27 protein-coding genes are annotated in these 24,368 nt (G+C 66.1%); 13 read left to right on the top strand and 14 right to left on the bottom strand.

Translation table 11 applies throughout. The annotated features are described in order from the left end of the window. Nucleotides 1–3 precede the first annotated feature (3 nt). Nucleotides 4–489, bottom strand: a complete 486-nt coding sequence (locus tag NIBR502771_RS04675; protein WP_141161410.1) for a GNAT family N-acetyltransferase — start codon at nucleotides 487–489, stop codon at nucleotides 4–6. A gap of 23 nt (nucleotides 490–512) precedes the next feature. Then, nucleotides 513–863, bottom strand: coding sequence for a metalloregulator ArsR/SmtB family transcription factor (locus NIBR502771_RS04670; protein ID WP_141158708.1), 351 nt, complete (start codon nucleotides 861–863; stop codon nucleotides 513–515). Nucleotides 864–1,064: 201 nt separating this feature from the next. On the opposite strand from NIBR502771_RS04670, the gene arsB reads away from it, so the two are divergent. The 8 genes from arsB (at nucleotide 1,065) to NIBR502771_RS21195 (ending at nucleotide 7,539) form a co-directional block, all read left to right on the top strand. After that, nucleotides 1,065–2,060 carry an ACR3 family arsenite efflux transporter gene (gene arsB, locus NIBR502771_RS04665; RefSeq protein WP_246839884.1) on the top strand — a complete coding sequence of 332 codons (996 nt, stop codon included), beginning with the start codon at nucleotides 1,065–1,067 and terminating at the stop codon, nucleotides 2,058–2,060. Between the two features lie 57 nt (nucleotides 2,061–2,117). Next, nucleotides 2,118–2,792 (top strand): helix-turn-helix domain-containing protein, encoded by a 675-nt coding sequence (locus tag NIBR502771_RS04660; RefSeq protein WP_141158706.1) that lies wholly within the window; start codon nucleotides 2,118–2,120, stop codon nucleotides 2,790–2,792. A 125-nt stretch (nucleotides 2,793–2,917) separates the two neighbouring features. After that, nucleotides 2,918–3,340, top strand: coding sequence for an arsenate reductase ArsC (locus tag NIBR502771_RS04655; RefSeq protein ID WP_141158705.1), 423 nt, complete (start codon nucleotides 2,918–2,920; stop codon nucleotides 3,338–3,340). Between the two features lie 34 nt (nucleotides 3,341–3,374). Beyond that, nucleotides 3,375–4,364 (top strand): thioredoxin-disulfide reductase, encoded by a 990-nt coding sequence (trxB, locus tag NIBR502771_RS04650; RefSeq protein WP_141158704.1) that lies wholly within the window; start codon nucleotides 3,375–3,377, stop codon nucleotides 4,362–4,364. A gap of 180 nt (nucleotides 4,365–4,544) precedes the next feature. After that, entirely contained in the window at nucleotides 4,545–5,936 is a 1,392-nt protein-coding gene (locus NIBR502771_RS04645; RefSeq protein WP_141158703.1) for an FAD-dependent oxidoreductase, read from the top strand. Nucleotides 5,937–5,997: 61 nt separating this feature from the next. Further along, the gene (locus NIBR502771_RS04640) at nucleotides 5,998–6,654 is read left to right on the top strand and encodes an arsenate reductase ArsC (protein ID WP_141158702.1); all 657 of its coding nucleotides are present in this window, start codon (nucleotides 5,998–6,000) and stop codon (nucleotides 6,652–6,654) included. Continuing rightward, the gene (locus tag NIBR502771_RS04635; RefSeq protein ID WP_141158701.1) at nucleotides 6,654–7,070 is read left to right on the top strand and encodes a low molecular weight phosphatase family protein; all 417 of its coding nucleotides are present in this window, start codon (nucleotides 6,654–6,656) and stop codon (nucleotides 7,068–7,070) included. The genes NIBR502771_RS04640 and NIBR502771_RS04635 overlap by 1 nt, the downstream gene beginning before the upstream one ends. Before the next feature lie 238 nt (nucleotides 7,071–7,308). After that, entirely contained in the window at nucleotides 7,309–7,539 is a 231-nt protein-coding gene (locus NIBR502771_RS21195; protein WP_371706620.1) for a helix-turn-helix domain-containing protein, read from the top strand. A 173-nt stretch (nucleotides 7,540–7,712) separates the two neighbouring features. On the opposite strand, the gene NIBR502771_RS04625 is transcribed toward NIBR502771_RS21195, so the two are convergent. The 3 genes from NIBR502771_RS04625 to NIBR502771_RS04615 form a co-directional block, all read right to left on the bottom strand. Beyond that, nucleotides 7,713–8,951, bottom strand: coding sequence for an IS256 family transposase (locus tag NIBR502771_RS04625; protein ID WP_371706652.1), 1,239 nt, complete (start codon nucleotides 8,949–8,951; stop codon nucleotides 7,713–7,715). A 155-nt stretch (nucleotides 8,952–9,106) separates the two neighbouring features. Next, nucleotides 9,107–9,763 carry a flavin reductase family protein gene (locus tag NIBR502771_RS04620; protein WP_141158698.1) on the bottom strand — a complete coding sequence of 219 codons (657 nt, stop codon included), beginning with the start codon at nucleotides 9,761–9,763 and terminating at the stop codon, nucleotides 9,107–9,109. After that, nucleotides 9,760–11,202, bottom strand: coding sequence for a cytosine permease (locus NIBR502771_RS04615; RefSeq protein WP_141158697.1), 1,443 nt, complete (start codon nucleotides 11,200–11,202; stop codon nucleotides 9,760–9,762). The genes NIBR502771_RS04620 and NIBR502771_RS04615 overlap by 4 nt, the downstream gene beginning before the upstream one ends. A 104-nt stretch (nucleotides 11,203–11,306) precedes the next feature. On the opposite strand from NIBR502771_RS04615, the gene NIBR502771_RS04610 reads away from it, so the two are divergent. After that, nucleotides 11,307–11,960: a GntR family transcriptional regulator gene (locus tag NIBR502771_RS04610; RefSeq protein ID WP_141158696.1), complete on the top strand. Its 654-nt coding sequence runs from the start codon at nucleotides 11,307–11,309 to the stop codon at nucleotides 11,958–11,960. Here NIBR502771_RS04610 and NIBR502771_RS21190 read toward each other — a convergent pair. The 4 genes from NIBR502771_RS21190 to NIBR502771_RS04590 all read right to left on the bottom strand — a co-directional run bounded on the left by NIBR502771_RS21190 (nucleotide 11,899) and on the right by NIBR502771_RS04590 (nucleotide 15,609). Beyond that, entirely contained in the window at nucleotides 11,899–12,360 is a 462-nt protein-coding gene (locus NIBR502771_RS21190) for a hypothetical protein (protein WP_371706651.1), read from the bottom strand. The genes NIBR502771_RS04610 and NIBR502771_RS21190 overlap by 62 nt on opposite strands. Nucleotides 12,361–12,493: 133 nt before the next feature. Beyond that, the gene (locus NIBR502771_RS04600; RefSeq protein ID WP_246839883.1) at nucleotides 12,494–13,471 is read right to left on the bottom strand and encodes a hypothetical protein; all 978 of its coding nucleotides are present in this window, start codon (nucleotides 13,469–13,471) and stop codon (nucleotides 12,494–12,496) included. A 7-nt stretch (nucleotides 13,472–13,478) separates the two neighbouring features. Further along, nucleotides 13,479–14,585 carry a GTP pyrophosphokinase family protein gene (locus tag NIBR502771_RS04595; protein WP_141158694.1) on the bottom strand — a complete coding sequence of 369 codons (1,107 nt, stop codon included), beginning with the start codon at nucleotides 14,583–14,585 and terminating at the stop codon, nucleotides 13,479–13,481. A 34-nt stretch (nucleotides 14,586–14,619) separates the two neighbouring features. Continuing rightward, nucleotides 14,620–15,609: a LacI family DNA-binding transcriptional regulator gene (locus tag NIBR502771_RS04590; RefSeq protein WP_371706650.1), complete on the bottom strand. Its 990-nt coding sequence runs from the start codon at nucleotides 15,607–15,609 to the stop codon at nucleotides 14,620–14,622. Nucleotides 15,610–15,878: 269 nt separating this feature from the next. Here NIBR502771_RS04590 and NIBR502771_RS04585 point away from each other — a divergent pair, with 269 nt between their 5' ends. The 3 genes from NIBR502771_RS04585 to NIBR502771_RS04575 are packed head-to-tail and all read left to right on the top strand — an operon-like array spanning nucleotide 15,879 to nucleotide 19,399. Beyond that, the gene (locus NIBR502771_RS04585) at nucleotides 15,879–17,000 is read left to right on the top strand and encodes a nucleoside hydrolase (RefSeq protein WP_210411326.1); all 1,122 of its coding nucleotides are present in this window, start codon (nucleotides 15,879–15,881) and stop codon (nucleotides 16,998–17,000) included. A 15-nt stretch (nucleotides 17,001–17,015) separates the two neighbouring features. Then, the gene (locus NIBR502771_RS04580; RefSeq protein ID WP_210411324.1) at nucleotides 17,016–18,431 is read left to right on the top strand and encodes an MFS transporter; all 1,416 of its coding nucleotides are present in this window, start codon (nucleotides 17,016–17,018) and stop codon (nucleotides 18,429–18,431) included. Then, nucleotides 18,428–19,399 carry a ribokinase gene (locus NIBR502771_RS04575; protein ID WP_141158691.1) on the top strand — a complete coding sequence of 324 codons (972 nt, stop codon included), beginning with the start codon at nucleotides 18,428–18,430 and terminating at the stop codon, nucleotides 19,397–19,399. The genes NIBR502771_RS04580 and NIBR502771_RS04575 overlap by 4 nt, the downstream gene beginning before the upstream one ends. Before the next feature lie 60 nt (nucleotides 19,400–19,459). Here the strand turns inward: NIBR502771_RS04575 and NIBR502771_RS04570 are convergent, their stop codons facing one another. From NIBR502771_RS04570 to NIBR502771_RS04550, 5 genes are all read right to left on the bottom strand, one after another. Then, nucleotides 19,460–20,542, bottom strand: a complete 1,083-nt coding sequence (locus NIBR502771_RS04570) for a LacI family DNA-binding transcriptional regulator (RefSeq protein WP_141158690.1) — start codon at nucleotides 20,540–20,542, stop codon at nucleotides 19,460–19,462. Beyond that, a complete protein-coding gene (locus tag NIBR502771_RS04565; protein ID WP_141158689.1) occupies nucleotides 20,539–21,276 on the bottom strand; it encodes an SDR family NAD(P)-dependent oxidoreductase in 738 nt (245 codons plus the stop codon). Before NIBR502771_RS04565 ends, NIBR502771_RS04570 begins: the two co-directional genes overlap by 4 nt. A 48-nt stretch (nucleotides 21,277–21,324) precedes the next feature. After that, nucleotides 21,325–21,636, bottom strand: coding sequence for a hypothetical protein (locus tag NIBR502771_RS04560; RefSeq protein ID WP_141158688.1), 312 nt, complete (start codon nucleotides 21,634–21,636; stop codon nucleotides 21,325–21,327). An 82-nt stretch (nucleotides 21,637–21,718) separates the two neighbouring features. Further along, a complete protein-coding gene (locus tag NIBR502771_RS04555; protein WP_141158687.1) occupies nucleotides 21,719–22,657 on the bottom strand; it encodes a hypothetical protein in 939 nt (312 codons plus the stop codon). Nucleotides 22,658–22,769: 112 nt separating this feature from the next. Next, nucleotides 22,770–23,423, bottom strand: a complete 654-nt coding sequence (locus tag NIBR502771_RS04550) for a cyclodeaminase/cyclohydrolase family protein (RefSeq protein ID WP_141158686.1) — start codon at nucleotides 23,421–23,423, stop codon at nucleotides 22,770–22,772. Between the two features lie 135 nt (nucleotides 23,424–23,558). Between NIBR502771_RS04550 and NIBR502771_RS04545 the strand changes: the two genes are divergently transcribed. Continuing rightward, nucleotides 23,559–24,350 carry an alpha/beta hydrolase gene (locus NIBR502771_RS04545; protein ID WP_141158685.1) on the top strand — a complete coding sequence of 264 codons (792 nt, stop codon included), beginning with the start codon at nucleotides 23,559–23,561 and terminating at the stop codon, nucleotides 24,348–24,350. Nucleotides 24,351–24,368 lie beyond the last annotated feature (18 nt).

The raw sequence follows: 24,368 nt of genomic DNA, 5'->3' as shown, positions 1-24,368 counted from the left end.
TTCTCAGGTGGTGGGTGAACGGCGTTCGATGAGGATTGTGTCGCGCCAGTGCCCGGCGAGGGGGCCGTGAGGCATGCGGGCGATCCGGTGCCGGCGGCCGACGACGGTGAATCCGGCGCCCTGGTGCAGCCGGAGGCTGGCGGTGTTTTCGGGGAAAACGCTGGATTGGATGGTCCAGATCCCCGAGGCCTCGGTAGAAGCTACGAGGGCTTGGAGAAGTGCTTTTCCGATGCCGAGCCCGTGGGCGTGGAAAGCGACGTAGACGGAGTGCTCGACCACACCGGCGTAGGCCGGCCGGGATGATACCGGGGTTACCGCCGCCCAGCCCAGGACCTCACCGGTGTCTGCGGTGGCGAGGTGACGGTGGGCACGCAGCCGGGATGCGTCGAATGCGGGCCAGCCCGGGGCGGTGGACTCGAAGGTGGCGTGGCCGGCGTCGATGCCGTCCTGGTAGATCCGGGCAACGGCGGGCCAGTCCGCTGCCTGCATGTCCCGCAGACGGATCGTGCCTGTCACAGGCCGGCCAGGATCCCGGAGACATCTTCGATGACTCCCGGGACGAGGGAGTAGTAGGCCCACGTGCCGCGCTTTTCGCGGTGCAGCAGTCCGGCGTCGACGAGGATTTTCAGGTGGTGGGAGACGGTCGGCTGGCTCAGGTCGAGCGGCTCGGTGAGGTCGCAGACGCAGGATTCACCGGAGGCTTCGGCCTTGACGATGGAGAGCAGCCGCAGCCGGTTCGGGTCGGCCAGGGCCTTGAAAACGAGGGCTTTCTGCTGTGCTTCTTCAGCGCTCAGTGCGGCCTTGTCGGCCGGCACGCAGCATGAGGCGTCGGCGCTGGGCTCAAGAGTTTGCAGAGAGTTCATGTGTCCCATTATGCACACAGATTGACATTCATCGATATAGGCCGGAATACTCGCATATCGATCCCGTCAATTTATTGCCAGCTGCACAGGAGACCCGTGAGTAACCGGACCGATACACCACCCCTCCGCCGGGGAGAGACTGCCGTCGTCGGCAAACTCTCCACCCTTGACCGTTTCCTGCCTGTGTGGATCATCGCCGCCATGGCGCTTGGCCTGCTGCTCGGTAGCCTGATCCCCGGCCTGAACACGGCACTGGAGGCCGTGAAAGTCGGCGAGGTGTCCCTGCCGATCGCCGTCGGTCTTCTCGTCATGATGTATCCGGTCCTCGCCAAGGTCCGCTATGACCAGGCGCACCGGGTGTTGGCCGACCGGAAGCTGATGATCACTTCGCTGGTGATCAACTGGATCCTGGCTCCGGCGTTCATGTTTGCCCTCGCATGGATCTTCATCCCGGATCTTCCCGAGTACCGCACGGGGCTGATCATTGTCGGACTCGCCCGGTGCATCGCCATGGTCATGATCTGGAATGACCTTGCCTGTGGTGACCGCGAATCCGCGGCCGTGCTCGTGTTCATCAACTCCGTCTTCCAGGTGTTCGCGTTCGGCGCCCTTGGCTGGTTCTACCTCCAGTGGCTGCCGTCCCTCCTGGGCCTGCCGACCACCAGCGCGGACTTCTCGTTCTGGGCCATCACCCTCTCGGTGCTGATCTTCCTGGGCATCCCGCTGCTGGCCGGGTTCCTGACCCGCACCATTGGCGAGAAGGCCAAGGGGCGGGACTGGTACGAAACCAAGCTGCTGCCCAAGCTCGGACCCTGGGCTCTCTACGGCCTCCTGTTCACCATCACGCTCCTGTTTGCGCTGCAGGGCGGCACGATAACGTCCAGGCCGTTGGACGTGGTCCGCATCGCAGTACCCTTGCTGGTCTACTTCCTCGTCGTCTTCGGAGTGGGCATGGTCCTTGGCCGGCTGCTCAACCTTGGTTATGCCAAGACCACGACACTGGCATTCACCGCGGCCGGGAACAACTTCGAGCTCGCCATTGCCGTCGCGATTGGCACCTTCGGCGTCACCTCCGGACAGGCCCTCGCCGGCGTCGTCGGGCCACTGATCGAGGTTCCCGTCCTCGTTGCACTCGTTTACGCAGCCCTCTGGGCCCGCAAGCGCTACTTCACCAGCAGCATTGGAACGGACGCATAACCTCCGCCAGGGACTACCGGATTGACCGACCCACTTAGTTCAGTCAAAATTGAATCAATGAATATTGACCAAGGAGTGACATTTCAGGCCAGGGTGGCCAAGCATGCCGCACTGGCCGACCCTGCGCGGCTGCGCATCGTGGACCTGCTGACCCTGGGCGACCTGTCACCCAAGGAGCTGCAGTCCGAATTGGGAATGCCGTCCAACCTGCTCTCCCATCACCTGCGGACGCTGGAAGAGGCCGGGCTGGCGGTACGGCTGCGCTCCGAAGCCGACAGGCGTCGCAGCTACTTCAAGCTGGCGCCCGCGGCCCTGGAGGGCCTGGTCCCGGGCCGGGAGCATGATGCGCGCAGGGTCCTGTTCGTCTGCACCCGTAACAGCGCCCGTTCTCAGCTGGCCGCTGCACTCTGGGCCAATATCAGCAGCGTTCCCTCGGCGTCGGCGGGAACGCATCCCGCGGAGCACGTGGCCCAGGGCGCCATTGAAGTAGCGCGCCGCAATGGCCTCAACCTGCGTGATGCCCTGCCTCGCCGGATCGACGAGGTGGCCCTCGACGAAGACCTGATAGTCACCGTCTGCGACAACGCCCACGAGGAGCTCCCGGGCCTGCACGGGATTCACTGGTCGGTTCCGGATCCACTGCGGCTGAACAATGACCCCGCGTTCGAGGACGCCTTCGCCGACATTTCACGCCGAGTCCACGACCTGGCCCTCCGCGTGCGGGCAGCCTGACTGGAATATTGACAAACGTCAATTTATGCGCCGATACTCAATATATCGATGAACATCAATGTAACTTGTTGGGTATTGGCTCGGCACGACCATCCAGACCAAGCAACTGATTCAGGAGAAACACCGTGAGCACCGAAACCACCAAGAAGCCTTCCGTCCTGTTCGTCTGCGTTCACAACGCCGGACGGTCACAGATGGCCGCCGCATTCCTGACCACCCTTGGCAAGGGTGAGATCGAGGTCCGCTCCGCCGGGTCCCAGCCCGCGGACAAGGTCAACCCAGCCGCCGTGGAGGCCATGGCCGAGCTTGGCATCGATATGTCCGCCGAAATCCCGAAGGTCCTGACCACCGAGGCCGTGAAGGAATCCGACGTCGTGATCACCATGGGCTGCGGCGATGAATGCCCGTACTTCCCCGGCAAGCGCTACGAAGACTGGGTCCTTGAAGACCCCGCCGGCCAGGGCGTGGACGCCGTCCGTCCGATCCGCGACGAGATCAAAACCCGCATCGAGGCCCTGATCGCCTCGCTGACGCCCGCCGCCAAGTAACCCCCACCCCTTTCTTGAGTATCAGGAGATTCTTGTGAGCACCGACGTCCACGCCGAACAGCTGATCATCATCGGCTCCGGCCCGGCCGGATACACGGCGGCGATTTATGCCGCCCGGGCCGGGTTGACCCCTTTGGTCCTGGCCGGTTCGGTCACCGCCGGCGGCGCGTTGATGAACACCACCGAGGTGGAGAACTTCCCCGGCTTCCCGGGCGGCGTCCAGGGCCCGGAACTGATGGATGGGCTCCAGGAGCAGGCCGAAAAGTTCGGTGCCCGGATCGTGTTCGACGACGTCACCGAGGTCGATCTGAAGGGTCACCTCAAGCGCGTCGTCACCGGAGCCGGTAACACGCACGAAGCCCCTGCCGTTATCCTCGCCACCGGCTCGGCCTATAAGGAACTTGGCCTGCCGGAAGAGAAGAAGCTCAGCGGCCACGGAGTGTCCTGGTGTGCGACCTGCGATGGGTTCTTCTTCCGCGAACAGGACATCATCGTCGTCGGCGGCGGCGACTCAGCCATGGAGGAAGCGACCTTCCTGACCCGCTTCGCCAGGACCGTCACCGTCGTCGTCCGCAAAGACGAACTCCGCGCCTCCCGGATCATGGCCCAGCGCGCCAAGGACAACCCCAAGATCACCTTCGCCTGGAACTCCGCCATCACCAAGATCCACGGCGATACCAAGGTCACCGGTGTCACCCTGACGGACACCCGCACCGGAGAAACCCGCGAACAGGCCGCCACCGGCATCTTCATCGCCATCGGCCACCTGCCCCGCACCGAACTGGTCACCGGACAGGTCGATCTGGACGCTGAGGGCTACATCAAGGTCGACTCACCCACCACGGTCACCAACCTCTCGGGTGTCTTCGCCTGCGGTGACGCCGTGGATCACCGCTACCGGCAGGCCATTACCGCCGCGGGCACCGGCTGCGCCGCCGCATTGGACGCCGAACGGTTCCTCGCAGCGCTGGAGGACGCCGACAGCATCGCCACCGCCCTGGTCGAAGAACCAACCCACGCCTAACCACTCGAAACGGGAGGGGGTGAACTGGATGGACACCGGATGCTGCACCGACACGGGCTGCTGCGACGAAGACGACCCGGACTGCTGCTGAACAGCACCGCCTCGGCCTGCCGGCCCCACAAGGACCGGCAGGCACCCACCCCGAAACCGCCACACCAACGGAAAAGAACAGAGGACAGCATGGATTCAGTGAAGAACCTTCCCGTCGCCGTGATCGGCGCAGGACCCATCGGCCTGGCCACCGCCGCACATTTGCTCGAACGCGGAATCGAACCGGTCATCTTCGAAGCCGGACCCACCGCCGGTGCCGCCATCGAACAATGGCGCCACATCCGGCTGTTCTCCCCATGGCGGTTCAACCTCGACGACGCCGCCGTGCGCCTGCTCGAACCCACCGGCTGGGAATCACCCCGCCCCACAGCGCTTCCGTATGGCGGCGAACTCATCGACCACTACCTCACCCCGCTGGCCGCCACCGCCCAGATCGCTTCCCGGCTGCAGACCGGCGCGCGCGTTGTCGCCGTCACCCGTCAAGGTATGGATAAGACCCACGTCCGGGACCGGGACACTACCCCGTTCGTTGTCCGCGTCGAGCACGACGGCGGCGAGGTCCGGGACCACACCGTCGCCGCCGTCATCGACGCCTCCGGGACCTGGTCCACCCGCAATCCGCTCGGCACCTCGGGCATGCCGGCCATCGGCGAGAACACCGCCGCGGACCGGATCTCCTCACCCCTGCCCGACGTAGCCGGCCGGGACCGCGCCGCGTTCGCTGGCCGCCGTGTTCTCGTCGTCGGTGCCGGTCACTCAGCAGCGAACACCCTGATCAACCTCGCCGACCTCGCCAAGGGCGAACCCGGCACCAGCATCCTCTGGGCCGTCCGTGGCACATCCGCCGAAAAGGTCTACGGCGGAGGTGACGCCGACGGTCTACCCGCCCGCGGCCAGCTCGGATCCCGGCTCCGCCGCCTCGTCGAGGCCGGAACCATCGAATTGCACACCGGCTTCGGCATCGCCACCCTGAAAACCCACGACACAAACGTAAGCGTCGAATCGGTAGACGGGCGGACCATCGACGCCGACGTCATCGTGCCCTGCACCGGGTTCCGCCCAGACCTGGACATCCTGCGTGAACTGCGCCTGAACCTCGACCCGGCCGTCGAAGCACCCACCGAACTCGGCCCGCTGATCGACCCCGAATTCCACTCCTGCGGCACCGTCCCGCCACACGGCGCCAAACTGCTCGCCCACCCCGAGAAGGACTTCTACATTGTCGGCATGAAGTCCTACGGACGGGCCCCGACGTTCCTGCTGGCCACCGGGTACGAGCAGGTCCGCTCCGTCGCCGCCGCCCTCGCCGGCGACCAGGCAGCGGCGGACACCGTGCACCTCGAACTGCCCGAAACCGGCGTCTGCTCCTCCGACGCCGGCACCAGCTGCGACGTCCCCGCCACGACCACCGCATCGGCAGCGCAGGACCCCGAGCCCCAGGGCAGCTGCTGCGCCGCACCGGAACCGGCATTCGTCGGCTTCCCGACCGGCCTCGCCCACGGCCGCTCCAGTGACAACTAGACCAGCCCATCCACCAGCGCCAGTCAACAAAGAGCCGGACCCACCAAGAGGGAGTACTGCCATGACCGACCACCAGGAAACAACGCTGGGACTCCAGGACAACACCGAACTCCTCCACCGGATCAGTAACCGCCTCGCCGACCGCTACGCCGGAACGTTCGCCACGGAAACCGTCGAACGCTACGTGTTCGAGTCCTACACGGCCCTGGCCAGGACCGCGAAGATCAGCGCCTACCTGCCCGCCACCACCGAACACTTCGCCAACGACAGGCTCCACGCCCTGGCCAAATCCAAAGGCGCCATCGTCTCCGACGTGCCCGAAGTACTGTTCGTCTGCGTCCAGAACGCCGGCCGCTCCCAAATGGCTGCCGCGTTGCTCAATGTCGAAGCCAAAGGCAGGATCCGGGTCCGCTCCGCCGGGTCCCTCCCGGCCGCCGAACTCGATGAAACCGTCGTGACCGTGATGGCCGAGATGGGTCTGGACCTGGGCAAGGAATACCCCAAACCCCTCACCGATGACGTCGTGCGGGCCTCCGATGTGGTCATCACCATGGGCTGCGGCGACTCCTGCCCGATCTACCCCGGAAAACGCTACGAAGACTGGGACCTCACCGACCCAGCCGGACAGTCCCTGGACACCGTCCGGGACATCCGCGACCAGATCCACGACCGGGTCAAGCACCTGGTCGCCTCCCTCACGAAAGAAGCAGCACTCTAATGACCACCGAACACCCCGCGGTCCTCTTCGTCTGCAGCAAGAACGGCGGCAAATCCCAACTCGCTGCCGGTCTCATGCGCGACCTCGCCGGTGACAACGTCACCGTCTACTCCGCCGGCACCAAACCCGCCAAGTCATTGAACAGCCAAGCCGTTGAATCCCTCACCGAGCTGGGCATCGACACCACCGGCGAATACCCCAAACCCGTCACCGACGACATCCTGAACGCCGTGGACACCGTCATCGTCCTCGGCACAGAAGCCAAACTCGACCCACCCGCAGGAAAACGCTTCGAAATCTGGGAAACCGACGAACCCTCAACCCGCGGCATCGAAGGCATCGAACGCATGCGTCTGGTCCGAGACGACATCAAAACCCGCGTCCAGGCCCTCTACAACGAAATCACGACAAACTAAGCCGTTAGTCGCCCTCGTCGGCTCTCCCTGAACCACACCCATAACCAGGAAAGTGGCCCCTACCTCCCACGAGGAAGGGGCCACAGTCATTTGCAACCGGGGCCGAATATAACCGTCCGCCCGGGGCCAGAAATACTTGACACAACCACCAGGGGGTAACTACAGCATCGACGCTCTGTCTTCTCTCATTGGGCTTGGTCCCCGGCAGGTGTCGAGGCTTTTTGTTGCTGAGTTACACATGTCACCAACACGATTTGTCGAACACATCCGCCTAGACCATGCCAAGGCCCTGCTGGCAGCTGGGCAGACGGTCTCCGTGGCCGCGAAGGCATCGGGGTTCGGAAGCACAGAGTCAATGCGGAGAATCTTCCACCAGCGCCTGCAGATTTCTCCAAGAGACTACCGTGAACGCTTTTGCTCAGCAGTTCATTCCGTACCCAGGGGCCCGGCGAACCACTCAGTGACCTGAATCTGAGCGTGTGACCTGAAATTCGCGTCGTTCCTGCCATTTCGAGGCCCGCGGCCGACTCAAACGCCGATAATGGATATTCTGTAAATCTGTACCGGCTGGGCCGAGCCGGGAGTAGTTTGTCCGATTGGGTGACGGGACTGTCCGATATTCGGTGGATCCACGGTTGGCATTTAGTTGATTCTTCCGTCGAAAGTGATGGCGAAGGCGTTGAGCGCCGGCTTCCATCGTGTGGCCCATCGTGCCCTGCCTTTGCCTGTGGGGTCTAGTGCCCGGGTGGCGAGGTAGAGGCATTTCAGGGCCGCCTGCTCGGTGGGGAAATGGCCCCTGGCCCTGACCGCGCGCCGGTAGCGGGCGTTGACGGATTCGATGGCGTTGGTGCTGCAGATGACCCGCCGGATTTCGACGTCGTAGTCCAGGAACGGCACAAACTCGCTCCAGGCGTTCTCCCACAGCCGGGTGATCGCGGGGTACTGGCGGCCCCACTTGCCCGAGAACTCGACGAAGCGGTCCTTAGCCGCAGCCTCGGACGGGGCCGTGTAGACCGGGCGCAGGTCGCGTGACATTTCGTCCCAGTACTGCCGGGCGGCATAGCGGAAGGTGTTGCGGATCAGGTGCACGATGCAGGTCTGAACGACGGCCCGCTCCCAGACCGTGTTGATGGCCTCGGGCAGGCCCTTGAGCCCGTCGCAGACTGTGATGCAGACATCCTCGACGCCGCGGTTCTTGATCTCGATCAGCACGGAGAGCCAGAACTTAGCCCCTTCGCCGCCGTCCCCGGCCCACAACCCGAGAATGTCGCGTTCGCCGCTGACGCTGACACCGATGGCGACGTAGACTGGCCGGTTCGTGACCTGCCCGTCGCGGACCTTGACGTGAATCGCGTCGATGAACATCACCGGGTAGACCGGGTCCAGGGGCCGGTTCTGCCACTCGGTCATCTCCCCGATGACCTTTTCCGTGATGCGCGAGATGGTGTCTTTGGAGACCCTAGCGCCGAACACCTCTGCGAAGTGGGCCGCGATTTCCCCGGTTGTGAGCCCCTTAGCGCTCAACGACAACACGATCTCGTCAACACCGGTCAGCCGGCGTTGCCGCTTGCGCACGATCTGCGGATCGAAGGTCGAGCCGGTGTCCCGCGGCACATCGATCTCCACAGGCCCGATCTCGGTCAGCACGGTTTTGATGCGGGTGCCGTTGCGGGAGTTCCCGCTCCCGCGTCCGGACACGTCGTGTTTTTCGTATCCGAGGTGTTCGTCCATTTCCGCTTCTAGCGCGGTCTCCAGGACGTTCTTTGTGAGCCGGTTCAACAGGCCGCCCGGGCCGACGAGGTCGATGCCCTGTTCCTTGGCCTGGGCCAGGAGCTGCTGCGCTAACTCTTGCTGATCCACATCAGTCGCCATGGGATCCATGGTGTCGCTCATGATCAGTCCTCCCCGCCAGGCAACGCCCGGCGTGTCAGGCCAACTGTGGATCCACCGTTATTCAGACAGTCCCTGGGTGACTTCCGCTGTGTAGCCGAAGACCCTGCAGGGGGAGTGCAGGGTCTTCGGGATCGCGGGGTTTGTTAGGCGGGTTGGCCGGCGAGGCCGTATGCCTCGTCGTCGGACGCTTGGGGGATTTTCATCTCGAAGGTCTCTGTGATGGAGGTGTAGTCGTGGTATCCCATTCGGGCCAGGGGCCGGATTTTCGGGATGTCGAGTCGGCCGTCGGGGGTGAGGACTTCGTCGTTGATGTGGATCCGTTCGACCTGTGCGAAGACGATGTCGATGGTCCCGACGTTGGAGTTGCCAGTCATTCTGTGTGTTGAGAGGTACTTGCATTCGAAATGAACGGGGCTCTCGGCAACCATGGGTGTGGGGGAGAGCTCGGCGTATCGCTTGCTGATGCCGGCGCGGTCGAACTCGTTTTCCTCGAAAGGCAGTGCCATGGCACTGATGTTGACGGCCTCACGGAGGTCGTAGGTGGCCATGTTCCAGACGAACCAGCCGGTCTGCTCCGCGTTGAGGACGGTGTCTTTCCGCCGCCCGTCCGGGTATTGGTTGGCGGAGAACATGACCATGGGCGGGTCGAAGGTCAGGTTCTGCCACTGGCTGTAAGGGGCCAGGTTTTCCACGCCGTCCGGGCTGATGCTGGAGAGCCAGCCGATGGGTCGGGGAACGGTGCAGCTCTTGAAGGGCGAGTAGGGGAGGGGGCTGCGCTCGAGCGCGGGGTCGTATTTCACAAGGTCTCCTCAGAGGTGATGGTTGCCGTTGCGGGGACAGCGGTCCCATGCGGCTTTCCTGAAATTGATTCAAAGGTCCTGGCGCGGTTTCGGACGGCGCGGGAGGTGGCGTAGTACAGGCCGCCTGCGACGACGAGGCCAATGAGCCAGGCTACTTCTGCGCCTCCGAGCAGGTTGGCGATGGGGCCGACGTAGAGCGAGCTGTTCATGAACGGGATTTGGATGAGCACTCCGACGGCGTATGCCAGGAAGGCGCCTTTGTTGAAACGGCCGTATTCGCCGTTTCGGAGGAAGAGTTGGGCGATGCTGTAGCGCTCCTTGCGGACCCAGTAGTAGTCGACGAGATTGATGGCCGACCAGGGGGTCATGAAGTAGAGCAGGAACAACAGAAAGTTAGTGAAGTTGGTCAGGAAGTTGTTGGTGGCCGCCAACGCGATGGCCAGTGAAACGACCGAGATCGCTATGACGTAGAGCGAGCGTTGACGGGGGCTGACCCGGTCTTGGCCGGTGAGGCTGGTGATGATCGTGGCGAGTGACATGTAGCCGCCGTAGGAGCTGAGGGTGTTGCCGGTGAGCTTGCCCAGGATCACGGCGAGCAGGACCAGCGGCCAGATGGCGCCGCCGAGCCCGGCGAGGTAGCCGACCTGGTCGTGACCGAAGGCTTTGCCGCCCAGGGCCGCGGCGAGAGCGCCCAGGGTCATGGCCAGGGAGCCGCCCAGGACGCTGCCCAGGAAGGTCCAGCCGATCGTGGCGCGCTTGGGGGTGTCCTCGGGTAGATACCTCGAGTAGTCCGCAATATACGGTCCGAAGGTCAGCTGCCATGAGGCCGAGAGGGAGATGCCCAGGACGAACGCGGCCCCATCGAACGCGTTGGTCTCCACGACTGGGCCGATGTTCCCGTCGGCGATGATGCGGACGAGGAGGATGACGAACACGACGGCACTCAGGACGGCGGCAATGTGCGAAAACTTGTGGATGTAGCGGTAGCCGATGATGGCCAGTGTCGCCGACATGAGTGCGAAGACCATGGCGCCCACCTGCGGCGGGACGTGGAGCAGGGTGCCGATCGCCTGGCCGCCAAGGACCAGGCCCGTGGCGTAGAAGCCGACGTAAATCATCAGGGCCAGGACCAGCGGCAGGATCGCCCCGAAGTAGCCGAATTGCGCCCGGCTCTGGATCATCTGTGGCACACCGAGTTTGGGGCCCTGGGCGGAGTGCAGGGCGGTGAAAAACCCGCCTACCGCGTTGCCCAGGATGATGGCCGGGATCGACCAGAGAGCGCTGTTGCCCAAGATGACAAACAGGGCACCTGTTACGACTGCGGTGATGGATGTGTTGGCAGCGAACCATACGAAGAGCAGGCTCCTGGGCTTGCCGTGGCGCTCTTCAGGTGGGATGTAGTCGATGGAACGCCGTTCGACGGTAAGGGTCTTCGCCATTGCAGACCTCAATTCTGTTGAAAGTGGGAAGGGGAGGTGAAGCCAGTCACACCAGTATGCGACCGATATACCGGTTGTGCAAGGGGTTCGGCTAGAGTGGGAGCATGATGCAGCAGGGAAAAGCCGCCCAAGCCTACGAGGAGATTGAACGCCTCATCGTCTTCCAGGAACTTACTCCCGGCTCACTTGTCTCCGAGGCGGTCCTGATGGAGAAGACCGGCCTGGGCCGGACCCCGGTGCGGGAGGCCCTGCAGCAGTTGGCCCGGAACCGGCTCGTGGAGATCCACCCCAACAAAGGCGTACTCGTCCCACCCGCCTCAGTAGAAGCCCAGTTAAGGATGCTCGAACTCCGGCGGGTACTCGAAGCCCTGGCGGTGCGTCTGGCCTGTGAAGCCGCAACCAACCTTGAGCGCAACGCAATGCAGGAAATGGTTCAGCTGCTCGAGGCAGACCGCTTCACGCTCAGGCAGTACCTGGACACAGTCAAGGAAACCCACCAGATGATCGTCGCCGCGAGCCATAACGAATACCTCGCCGACGCCATGGCCCCCCTCCAAGGACTCTCGCGCCGATTCTGGATCACCCACGTCCGGGACGAACAAGCCGAAATCAGCCAGGGATCACGCCTACACGCCCAAATCCTCCGCGCCATCCTCAACCGCGAAACAGAGGACGCCGAAAAAGCAAGCCATGCCCTCAACGACTACCTCGTAGAGTTCGCCTACCGAACTGTGCGCGCACGCGTGGAAAGCCGCTAGCCAGCACCAGCCAGTTCGGGAGCCAGAGGAAAACGCCCACTACCGACACTGGGAAAACAACCCCTTTTGCTGTCACTCCCTCGACTCTTTTAGAGAGCCGATAATTGACGTTTCGTAAAGCTGCGGAACTAGTCGGACTTCCGCAGCGCCGCCCAGGCCTGGAAGCCGCCGATGAGGTCTGTCGCCGGGTCAGGCCCAGCCGTTGCAGGGTGGGCGCAGCGAGGCTGGAACTGTAGCCCTCTTTGCACACCACCACGATCCGACGGTCAGGGTCGCCTGCGATTGGGAGCCGGTGGGGACTTGACGGATCCAGCCGCCATTCAAGAACGTTTCGGTCAATGACCACTGCTCCCTGAAGGTCACCGTCGCGCTCCCGCTGATCGACCGGCCTAGTTTCCATAACAAGGGCACCGTCGGCCATCTCCCGCCCCAGATCAGAAGCGTGGACACGGTCAAGCCCGACGCGGCTCTCCGCCAGCATCCGGTCAATGGCAGGCATCTCGTTCATGTCGTTCCCTTCCAACAGATGCCCTTCACTGAAACCCGACGCCACTTAGCCCAAGCAGGTTAAGTACATCTTTCAGCATCGCCAGTGCGGCCCCGGCAGGGCTGGAGCGGCCGCCCTGCACCGTGAGGTCGCCAGCCTCGGGGCAGCTGAAGACCATTGCCTTCTCCGGGCCGGCGACGTGGAAAAGCGGATCCGTGGGCGCCACGGCTTCCAAGCGAACGGTAACTACCATCGGCCGCTCAAGGGACGCGCGCGCCACGGCGCGGAGGCGGAGTCCCTGCCGGGCGGCGGCCAGAGCCAGGGCCGGCGCCCGCTGATCGATCGGTTCCGCCTCTACCGCAATCCGGGCAACGTCCCAGTCCCACAGCAGCCCAGCAATAAGCCGAACCTTCGTGGCCGCGTCCTTCCCGGACAGATCCGCGGACGGGTCCGCCTCTGCAATACCGCGCCGCTGGGCCTCCAGCACCGCAGCGTCAAGCCCAATACCTGCGGCCAGCTGGTCCAAAACGAACATTGACGTCCCGTTCGGGCAGGCCCGCACCGCAGTGCAGCCCATCCCGTTCAGCGCCACGCGGGCAAGGTCCGCCGTGGGCAGCGCCGCCCCGGTTGCTCCCGAAATCCGGATCCGGCTGTCGCCTTCAGCAGCGGCCTGCTCAAGCTCGCGCCAGTTGCTGAGGACGTGGCTCTTCGTCGCCGTGACCACATCCACGCCGCTCCGCAGGGCAGCCAGCGTCTCCTGCAACGCCCGGCCGTGAGCTTCGGGCGAAGACGGCAGAGCTTGGACCAGAACAGCGGCACCAGTGCTGGCCAGCGTCTCCCCAAGAGGACGGAGAGGCCCCCAGGAAGAACGTTCGGGCACCCCGGAGCCGGGCGAAAGGACCACCTGAGAAGCATGCCCCCTGATGGCAGCGATCCGCAGCCCGGAATCCTGGCCCAAAACGGCATCCCCGAAGGCACGGCCCACGGCACCGAAGCCGGACAGTACCAGCCGCACGCGTTCCACCAACGCCCTACTTCTTCGTCATCCTGTACCGCTCAATCTGCCGCAACCGCCGCAGGAGGCTGTCGCGCCGCGGGTGCGGGACGGCGTCGGGCTCTTCCGCCGTGAGGTCGATGTGCTTGGTGCCGTACTGCCAGAGGAGGAGGTCGTCCAGGAGCCGGTCCGGGCCGGGGGAGTAGCGGTGGTCCAGGGCCCTGCGGACCTCCGTGATCTGGTTGGCGCTGAGCAGCCCGGCCAGCTGCATGGTCTGGTTGAGCCCGTGCGCGGCGAGGAGCTCGGCCGCCCAGCCCCAGTCATCGTCCACCTTGCGGTCCACGTGCGGGAGCAGGGTCCGCCATACATCCCGGATACGGTTCGGCGTAAGCGGGGCCGCGCCCTCACCGTCCATGTCCCAGTAACCGCGGACCTCCTCGTAATTTTCGTGAAGGTCAGAGAAGGCGGTTTCAACGGTTTCCAGCATGGCGGCGGTGGCGGTGAACTGCCGGTCGAAGTGCGGCGTCCAGGCGCGGGGGTCCTCGGCCTTGAACCGGATATCGTGCTCAATCTCGCTCCACGCGTGCGCGAAGATGGTGCGGATCTGGCACTCGAAGAAGTAGCTGCCGTTGGGCTGCAGATCCGGGTTGAAGACCTGCTGGTACTCCTTGACGGCTTCATTCTGGATGGTGCGCAGTATCAGGTGCCGGCTGGAGTACCCATAGGTTCCTGACTCGATGGAACCGATGTCCTTTTCCCGGTCGCCGCGGCAGTCGAAAAGCTGCCGCTGGCGCTTGATGATGTTGGCCACCGCGGCATTCTCCGCCGGCAGCTTGGTGATCACACGGATGCCCACCATGTCATTCAGCGTCCGGAAGGGGTCCGGAAACTTCAGGAGCCTCCGCCCACCCGGTTCCAGCGGCTCCTCGGTGCGCGAGATCTTCTCCTTGAAGGACTCCACGGTCTTGGTGCGGCCGGTAACGAACAGCGGCGTGACCTCGCTGCCCTTCAGCATGTCACGCAAAACCAGCAGGACATCGCGGGTAACCAGCTTCAGGGCAGGCCGGACGCGCTCATAGATCTCCACGTTGTGCTGCACCGACTCACGCAGCGGTGCGTCCAGACTTTCCCAGTTACTCGGCATGGTCCCAGCTTACGGCCGGGGTATGACAGGAAGCCTACGTTGCGGCGGCCGACGTGGAGCCGCGCACCACCAGCGAGGTCTCCAGCGTGACGCCGCCGTGGCCCAGCGACTTTCCCTCCATGAGGCTGCGCAGCTGCTCCCCGGCCTTCTGGCCCAGGGCGGTGGCCGGCAGGTGCACACTGGTCAGGCCCGGATTGCTGGTGGCCGAATAGGGCAGGTCGTCGAACCCGGCCACGGCCAGCTCCTCCGGTATCCGGATCCCCGCCACGCGCGCTTCCTGCAGCACCCCGTACGCGTGGGTGTCGGTGGCGCAGGCGACGGCGGTAACCCCCGCGCGCTGCCAGTCCGGCCACGCTTCGGCGAACGCGCCCGCCGCCGCGCCGACGTCGATGGTGGTGCTGATAATGCGTTCCGGGCTGACGCTGATGCCGCGCGAGGCGGCCTCCTCCAGGAACGCCGCGCGCCGGACGGCGAACGTCTCGGTGCCGGTCACGCTGTCCACATAGGCAGCTTCCCTGTGCCCGGCGTCGGCCAGGTGCGCCGCCAGCTGGCGTGCCCCGCTGGCCACATCCAGGTTCACGGAGGGTGCGTAGGACTCGAGGCCCGGCGCATCAAGCAGGACAAGGGGCGACGGCGACGCGAGGTCTTCGAGGAACCCGGCGTTGGGTGCGTCCACGAGCAGCCCCGCCGGCCGCAGGGACATCAGCCGCCGGACATCGGCGGCCGCCGGAAACTCGCCGGCCTCGGTAACGGACAGCAGCAGCTGGTACTGCGGCCCCAGCGATTCGCGCACCCCGGCAATCACTTTGGCGAAGAACGGGTTGGAGATGTCCGGCGCCACCAGGATCACAATCGAGCTGACCCCCTTGGCCAGGGAACTGCCGATCCCGTCCACCACGTACCCCAGCTCCGCAATGGCCTCCCGCACCCGGGAAATGTTGTCCTCGGCCACGCGGCCGGCCGTCTTGCCGTTGGCCACCAGCGACACCGTGGCCACCGAAACGCCGGCCCGCGCGGCGACCATCGCCGCCGTCACGCGCCGCGGCCGTGGCCGTTGCTGCTGCACCTGTTCCCCGGAATCCATACTTTGATCGTAGTAGGCGCGGCCGGGCACCGGTCACGCCTTAAAAGGCTGGGCGCGGTGGGAGTGCTGGCCTTCCATGCCCCACAAGGCATCAAGCGTTTGACGTGCGCCAATGCTGCCACCCACGTTAAGCGCTTGACGTGAACCAGGAATCCCTGTCATGATCACTCCCGGAATACTCAAGACCCCTGCCCGCAAGGCAGGCCCCAATGACGTGGAGCACCATCGTGGAACCAAATCCCCAAGCGAGCCAGCACCTGACGGGTTCAACAGAACCCCGGAAGATCATCCTGGACTGCGATCCCGGCCACGATGACGCCGTGGCCCTGCTGCTGGCACACGGCAACCCCAACATCGAACTGCTGGCCGTCACCACGGTGGTAGGCAACCAGACCCTCGAAAAGGTCACCCGCAACGCCCTGGCCGTCGGCACCATCGCAGGCATCACCGGCGTCCCCTTCGCCGCCGGCTGCCCCCGCCCGCTGGTACGCAGCATCGAAACCGCACCGGACATCCACGGCGAATCCGGCATGGACGGCCCCGCCCTGCCGGAGTCCACCATCGAGCTCGACCCGCGCCACGCCGTCGACCTCATCATCGACACCGTCATGGCGCACGAACCCGGCACCGTCACCCTGGTCCCCACCGCCGGCCTGACCAACATCGCCATGGCTGCCCGCAAGGAACCGCGGATCGTGGAACGCGTCAAAGAGGTGGTCCTGATGGGCGGCGGCTACCACGTGGGCAACTGGAGCGCCGTGGCCGAGTTCAACATCATCATCGACCCCGAGGCCGCCCACATCGTCTTCAACGAAAAGTGGCCCGTGGTGATGGTGGGCCTGGACCTCACCCACCAGGCGCTGGCAACCCCGGACGTCGTGGAAAAGATCGCCGCCATTGGCACCACCCCGGCAAGGTTCGTCACCGAGCTGATGGACTTCTTCGCGCACACCTACAAGGACGCGCAGGGCTTTGACTACCCGCCGGTCCACGATCCCTGCGCCGTCGCGTACGTGATCGACCCCAGCATCGTCAGCACCCGCAAGGTCCCCGTGAACATCGAACTTCAGGGCAGCCTCACGCTCGGCATGACCGTGGCGGACTTCCGCGCCCCGGCCCCCAATGACTGCCACACCAGCGTGGCCGTGGACCTGGACCACGCACGGTTCTGGGACCTGGTCACCGACGCGCTGGTCCGCATCGGCGAGCCGGGCGCCAATGCCAAAGCGGACGACGGCGGCAGGCACCAAGGTGCAGACCGCACCCAAGGCAGCACGGCCGACGTCGTACGCCCGGAAACTGCCCAGCTCACCGCCGGAGGCGTCAAGTAGATGGCCACCGCAACCATGACTGAAACAAAGACCGGCCGCGGCAACATCGCCGCCCTCATGACCGCCCTGCTGGCCGCCTGCGTGGCGTTCCAGCTCAACGCCTCCATGCTCAGCCCCGCCCTGGTGACCATGGGCCAGGAACTCAAGGCGGACCAGGCCCTGATCGGGCTCTCCCAGACCTGGTTCTTCACCGCCGCCGCCCTGTTCTCCCTGTTCCTGCCGCGCCTGAGCGACATCGTCGGCCGCAAGAAGGTCCTGGTGGGCATGATGCTGCTCATGGCCGTGGGCTCCGTCATTGCGGCGCTCGCCCCGGACATCACCTGGCTCTTCGTGGGCCGCATCATCCAGGGCGTCAGCGGCCCCACCGTCCCGCTCTGCCTCATCATGCTGCGCTCCGCCGTCAGCAACCCCCGCAAGTACGGCACCCTCATGGGCCTGATCACCGCGGTCAACGGCGGCGTGGCCGGCGTGGACTCCTTCGTGGGCGGCTACTTCGCCGAGCACTTCGGCTTCCGCAGCATATTCTGGCTGATGGTGGTCCTGGCCCTCGCGGCCACCGCCCTCATCGTGTTCCTCGCCAACGAGAGCAAGCCCGGCGCCGGCACCCGGATGGACTGGCTCGGCGTGTTCTTCATTGTGGTGGCCGTCGGCGCCCTGCTCACCGCGCTCAACGAAGCAGCCAAGCTCGTGGGCGGCTTCAACTCCGGCACGCTGCTGCTGAGCCTGGCGCTGGTGCTGGTGTCCGCCGCCGCCTTCTTCGCCTTCTGGCGCACCGAACAGCGCGCCGCCCAGCCCATGGTGGAAACGGTGCACCTGCGCCAGCGCGCCACCTGGGCACCGCTGCTCACCACCACCCTGACCATGACCGGCATCTTCGCCGTCATCAACGGCATCGTGCCCGCCTACGTCCAGGCCGCCAGCCCGGGCTTTGGTGTGGGCCCCACCGAAATGTCACTGATGATCCTCACCCCGTACGCCCTGCTGGGCTGGCTGGTGGGCCCGCTCAGCGGCAAGCTCGCCCCTGTCCTTGGCTACACCAAGGTGCTGCGGATCGGGCTCCTGGGCAGCATCGCCGCGCTCGCCGTCATCGCCTTCCTGGGCCTGCACAGCCTGCCCATGATGATTGCCGGAACGGTCTTGCTGGGCATCATGTACGCCGGTACGGTCAACATCATGCTCAACGGACTCGGCGTTGTCCTCTCGCCCGCCGGCAACCCCGGCTTCCTCCCCGGCATGAACGCCGGCGCCTTCAACCTGGGCGCGGGCCTGAGCTTCCTCATCCTGCCCGCCGTGCTGGTGGCGACCTCCGCGCTCGGGGATGCGGCCACGTCGTACCTGACCGTCGTCGTGGTTGGCCTGGCCCTGACCATTGCCGCCTTCGCTGCTTCACTGCTGATTCCCAAGCCGGTTGAGGCCGAGGTGGCCGCATGACCAGCGCGGGCGTTGGGCACCCGGGCCGGATCGTCGTTGTCGGCTCGCTGAACGCCGACCTCACCATCTACTGCGAGCGGCTCCCGCAGCCCGGCGAAACGGTCCAAGGCAACGGCTTCGCCGTGAACCCGGGCGGCAAGAGCGCCAACCAGGCCGTGGCCGCAGCCCGGCTGGGCGGCCATGTCAGCCTGGTAGGCGCCGTGGGGGAGGACGCCAACGGCAACATGCTCGAGGCCTCGGTGGCGGGGGCAGGCGTGGACGTCAGCCACGTGCGCAACTCCAGCGAGCCCACGGGTGTCGCCGTCATTGCCGTTGACGCCCGCGGCGAAAACAACATCATCATCTCCGCCGGCGCCAACGGCACCTTGTCCCCGGCGGACGTGGCCGGCGCCGCGGACGTCCTGGACGGTGCCGCCGTCGTCAGCCTCTGCCTGGAGGTGGCCATGCCCACCGTGCTGGCCGCAGCCCAGGCAGGGCACGACGCCGGCGCAACAGTTCTGCTGAATCTCTCGCCGTACGCGGACATTCCGGCGGAGCTGGCGGAACTGACAGACGTCCTGCTGGTCAACGCGCACGAGGCGGCGCTGTTCCTTGGCCCCGGCGCCTCCGTTCCGGGGGCGGACGCCCACGCGTCGCAATGGGATACGGTCCGGGAGCGGTTTGCCGGGCGCGGGATCCGGCAGGTCCTGGTGACCCTCGGCGCGCACGGATCCGTGGTGCTGGATTCGGAGGCGGCTCCCGGCGCCCAGGTGACCTTCGTGGCGCCCACCCGCGTGGCCGCCGTGGACACCACCGGAGCCGGGGACGCCTTCACCGGAGCGGTGGCGGTGCGGCTGGCCGCGGGCGATGCGCTCGCCGATGCCGCAACTTTCGCCTCCGTGGCCGCCGCCCTGGCAACCACCCGGAAGGGGACGCAGGCGGCGTATCCGGAAGCGGCCGACGTCGAACGCCGCCTCGGTACCGCCTAAACCGGTCGTCTGCTGTCGTTTACGCGCCCCAAAAACGACCGGGACGGAGCAATCGATGGGCTATGCGTGGGCCTGGACCTGCACCGACGCGCGTTCCACGGCAGGGCAGTGGATCTTTGCCGGCCCGCCCGGGGCGGGGTCGATTCCCAGCAGCACCCGGACCCCGGCGGCGCCAAGTTCATAGTGCGGCAGGGCCACGGTGGACAGCGGCGGCCGGAGGTGCGCGGCGATGACTTCCTGGTTGTCGAAGCCCACCACGGCGACGTCCCCAGGGATGGCCAGGCCGTGTTCCCGCAGGCCGTCGTAGAGGCCCATGGCCATGCGGTCGTTGTAGCAGAACACGGCAGGGGCGCCTCGCTGAAGCAGCCCGGACGTGGCCCGGTAGCCGCCTTCCTGGTCCGGATAGGCCTCCATCACGAGGTCCGGATCGAACGGAATTCCGGCGTTCCCCAGGGCCTGGCGGTAACCTGCCAGCCGCCCGTCCTTGGCCGGTGCCGGAATGGTGGCGTTGATGAACGCAATCCGCCGGTGGCCGTGCGCCAACAGGAGTTCCGTCGCGGAGCGGCCGCCCTGGACCTCGTCCGGAACTACGGCGCGGGCGCCCTGTTCGTTGGAGAAGCAGTTCACCAGGACGAAGTCCGCTTCCCGCAGCGGCGGCGGGATATCCGTCTGGCGGTGGAACCAGGTGGAGTAGAGGATGCCGCGCACCTTGTACTCCAGCATCATGGCGATGGCGTCCTGCTCCAGCTCGCCGTTGCCCTCGGTATTGGCGATGAGCAGCGCGTAGCCGTGCTTCCAGGCCTCATCCTGCGCCCCGTGGATGATCTGGCCGGCAAATGGCGTGGTGGCTACGCCGTCGGCCACCAGCCCAATGAACTTGGACGTCCCGCTGACGAGTGTTTTGGCCATGGCGTTGGGCCGGTAGCCCAGGGTGCGGATGGCGTCCGTGACGCGCCTGCGGGTTTCCTCGGCAATGCGGGCGTCCTTTTTCTTATTGACCACCAGCGATACCGTGGCGGTGGAAACGCCGGCCGCTTCTGCCACCTCGCGAAGGGTCACGGGATGCGGCCGCTCAGGCACCTTTGGCGAGGGGCGCCCTGTTTCCCGCGCGGATGCCTCCGCGCCATTCTCCGTTGAACTCATCTGCCCTCCAGGGTGACGCCTGTGTGTTCCGCGAGCCGGGCCAGCAGGCGGTCCTGGAATTGCGGATCATTGGCGGCCGGGTGCGGGGCCTGCCGGTGCTGGTGGTACCAATAGCCGCCGCTGGACAAGGCTGCCGGGTCGTCACTGGTAGCGAGCCATTCCTGGGTGCGGTGGCCCAGTTCCAGGCTGTCCGGTGCTGAGCGGCCGCCCATCCGGGTGGGCACCCAGCCGGGATCCACCGCGTTGCTGGCGATGTCCGGCGCCAGCCTGGCCACTGCTGCCGACAGTGCCGTGACGTGCAGCTTGGTGGTGGAGTAGGAGGCCGTCGTCGTGCGTCCTGCCCAGTCCAGGCCGTCCAGTCCGGTGTCGCCGCCGCGGTGCATGCCGCTGCTCAGGTAGATAAGGCGGCGGGGTCCGGGGATCAGCGCCGTCAGGAGGTACGGGGCCACAACGTTCACCGGCAGCAGCGCCGCGCCGCTGAGGACGCCGGCGTTGTGGATGACGGCGTCCAGCCGGCCGATTCGGTTGGCGTCGGCCGCGATCTGCCGGACCTCGGCCTGGGCCGCGAGGTCCCCGACAATGCACTGTGCCCCGCGGTCCAGCAGGTGCTGTACCGCGGGGATCCGCTGCGGGGACCGCGCGTGCACGATCACTTCGTGTCCGTCCCGCAGCAGCGTGTCCGCTGTTGCCAGGCCGAGCCCTTCGGTGGATCCGGTAATGAAGACGCGTGCCATGCGGGGCCTTCCTGATAGATGGTGGTTCCCTACGCTACCCGCGCCGGGTCAGCCGCGCTTTCGGCCCAGGATCAGGGCCAGCACGCCGCCAAAGACCACAAGCACCACGCCCACGCCCAGCAGTCCGGCGTTGACGCCAGTGTTCGGCGCGGTTCCCGGTTCTGGGGCGCGGGGTGCTGCGTTGGCAGCTGCCTCCCCAACGTGCGCGCGGCCCGTTGGGGGTGCGGCGTGGTCAATGGAAAGGGAGATCGGTGCTGCCACCGGGGTGGCGGCGGCGTTGGCGGCTGCGCCGTTGGCGCCCAGCAGGCCGCCTGCGATTACGGCGCGGAGCAGGCATCCTCGGATAGTGCGGTGCATCATTTGGGGTTCTCCTGAAAGTTGGATCGGGCCTACTGCCTAGCCCGGGACTGGCTCGTTAGCGCTGGGACGCTGAAGGCCTCAACTAGTCAGGGGATGATCCGGGATCGAAGGACACCGGTGGCATGGCCAGCGGCGAACCGCCTTGGACGCTGGACAGGCCGGCCTCGGGGATCTGCAGGGTATGGGGCGCGAGCCATGCGGGCAGGCCCGAACCATTGCCGCTGGTTGAACCGCTTCCGCCGGCAGCGGTGCCGGGCGGCGCGTCAAAGGGTGCGTGGGACGGCGCGCTGTGCGGATCCGGTTCCGACAGCTGGAGCATGCCGGCGGCATGCATGGCCTGCTGGGGGTGCGGCAGGCCGCTGCCGGGCAGCCGTTCGTGGAATGGCGGGAGTCCGGGGGCGGCCAGGGCGGAACCCGGGGCCATGCCGGCGGGGGCAGCCACCGATGCGGCTGCCGCCGCGGGTGCTCCGTCTCCGGCCTGCGGCGCCTCGGCGACCGGCGGGAGGGCCGCCGCCGGCTCTCCCGCAGCGGGCAGGGGCACGGCGGTGGGAAGCGGGTCGAGGACCGGGGCAAGTGGTTCGAGGACCACGCCGGCCACGGGAGACATACTCCCCACCGTTCCCCCAACAACGCTGTCCACGGTGCCCAGGGCCGGATCCACTACCGCGGCTGTGGATCCTTCCGGCGCGACAGTGTCGACCACCGGAACAGCATCTGCCACCTGGTCGGCCAAGGCGGTGGCGTCCTTGGCGGCCGCATGAAGGGATGGCACTGTTTCAGGCGCTGGGGCAGGCTTGCTGGCAGCCCCGGCCGGTATGGGTTCCAGGGCATCCCGGGCCTGCTGGCTAACTGCGGTAGCGACCCCTCCAGCGGCAGGCGGGGCAGCAGCCAGGAGTGGCTCATTGTGAGCGGCGGAATCAGCGGAGGCGCCCGCAGCGGACAGTGCGATCCATGCAGCTGCTGCCGCCATGGCGAGCAAAAGGGGGCGGAGGAAGGTCCACGCAGCGAGTTTTGGCTCCATGCCGTACGCCTCCCCCCGGACTCACCTGCAAACAATGCTGCCCACAATAAGCACAGCCGTGCAGCAGAGTCCAACCACCCTGGGAACGCAATAAGTCACATGTTTGCGCTGGTCAGGCTGAGTCCGTCGGGGCCGCGCGGTGGTCGATGCGTGCGGTTACGGCGTCGATGCGGTCCATGGCTCCGTTGAGTTTCTGGACCGCGGCCCACAGCTCCGGCTGCTGTTGACGCACCGTATGCAGGCTGTCTCCCGTGGAGCGGAGGGAGCCAAGGTCGAAGCTGACATTCGTGCGGGCGCCTGCCACCGCGGCCCGGAGGGCGCCGAACGCAACAACAACGTCAGCAACCAATGAACGGTTGCCCTTGGTCGCCAGCCAGGCGAGATCGTCGATGGCTTCGATGGCCCGCTCGCCAAGGACAGCCGACGAGGCTGCAGCTTCCAGCGACGCACGGCGGACTGCCCCGTCCCGTTCCGGCCCCGGTTCCAGCCGGAAGGCAGCACCGAAGGCTTTGGAGGCGGACGCGTCGTCATCAGCCAGCTGCAGGGCTTCCCGGCGAAGCGCCTGTGCGCGGGTCCGTATCTCCGCCGGCTTCCCGCCGTCGTCCTCGCCAGCGCTGTAGCCGGCCACCATCGACGTCAGTGATGCTGCCACCGCCAGCATCAGGCCGGTACCCGCGCCCCCACCCGGTGAACCCGTGGACTCCGCCAGTGCGCGCGTCCAGTCCTCGACAGTGGATCCCCGGGTTGTTGCTTCAGCCTCTTCCATGCCAGGAATGGTGCCCATAAATGTGGCTGGCTAAACGGAAACCCGGCAGGACGCCCGGACTGGCCCAGTTTTCGAGGCCCGGGCGGCCAGTGTGACAGGAGGCCGCTTCCCAAGGACGGATGTAGTCTCGGCAGGGTGCAACGCCACCGCTATGACTACGGCCAGGACCCCAGCCAGTGGGGCGAGCTTTTCCTGCCGGATCTTCCTGCGGGCAGAAAGCACCGGGGCGTTGTGGTGGTGATCCACGGCGGCTACTGGCGCTCCACGTACGGCGCCGAACTGGGGGAGCCGCTGGCGAGGGACCTGGCGGAGCATGGCATGGCCGCCTGGAACCTGGAGTACCGCCGTGCCGGGAACGGCGGAGGCTGGCCGGGGACCTTCCGGGACATCCTCGCGGGCATCGACAAGCTTGCCGCGCTCGCAGAACCGCACTCGCTGGACCTGGGCAAAGTGGTGGCTCTGGGCCATTCCGCCGGCGGCCACTTGGCAGTGTGGGCGGCGGGCAGGGACCGGCTGGAGGGGCTCGGGGCGGACGCCCGCCAAGTGGAGGACACGAACAACGGCGTCCGCCTCACCGGGGTGGTCAGCCAGTCCGGCGTGCTGAACCTTGCCGAAGCCGAGAGGCTGGGCCTGAGCAACGGCGCCGTGGGCAACCTGCTGGGCGGACCGTCGTCGGACTTCCCCGGGCGCCACCGCATGGCCGACCCCATGACAGCGCTGCCGCTGGACGTTCCCGTCTTCGCCGCCCACGCGGCGGAAGACGATGATGTTCCCCTGGTCATGTCCACAACGTACGTGGACGCCAGCCGTTCCGGACCCGTCCCGGCACGGCTGATCACGGTGCCGGGGGACCACTTCGCGCTCATCGATCCCGCCGCGGAGGCCTATGTGACGTGCCGCGAACTGGTTGGAAAGCTGCTCGGCTGACACGAACTGCTGACGCCG

The sequence above is a fragment of the Pseudarthrobacter sp. NIBRBAC000502771 genome, assembly GCF_006517215.1.
In the GTDB taxonomy this organism is placed as follows: Bacteria; Actinomycetota; Actinomycetes; order Actinomycetales; family Micrococcaceae; genus Arthrobacter; species Arthrobacter niigatensis.
This window is presented reverse-complemented; position numbering and strand designations above follow the sequence as displayed.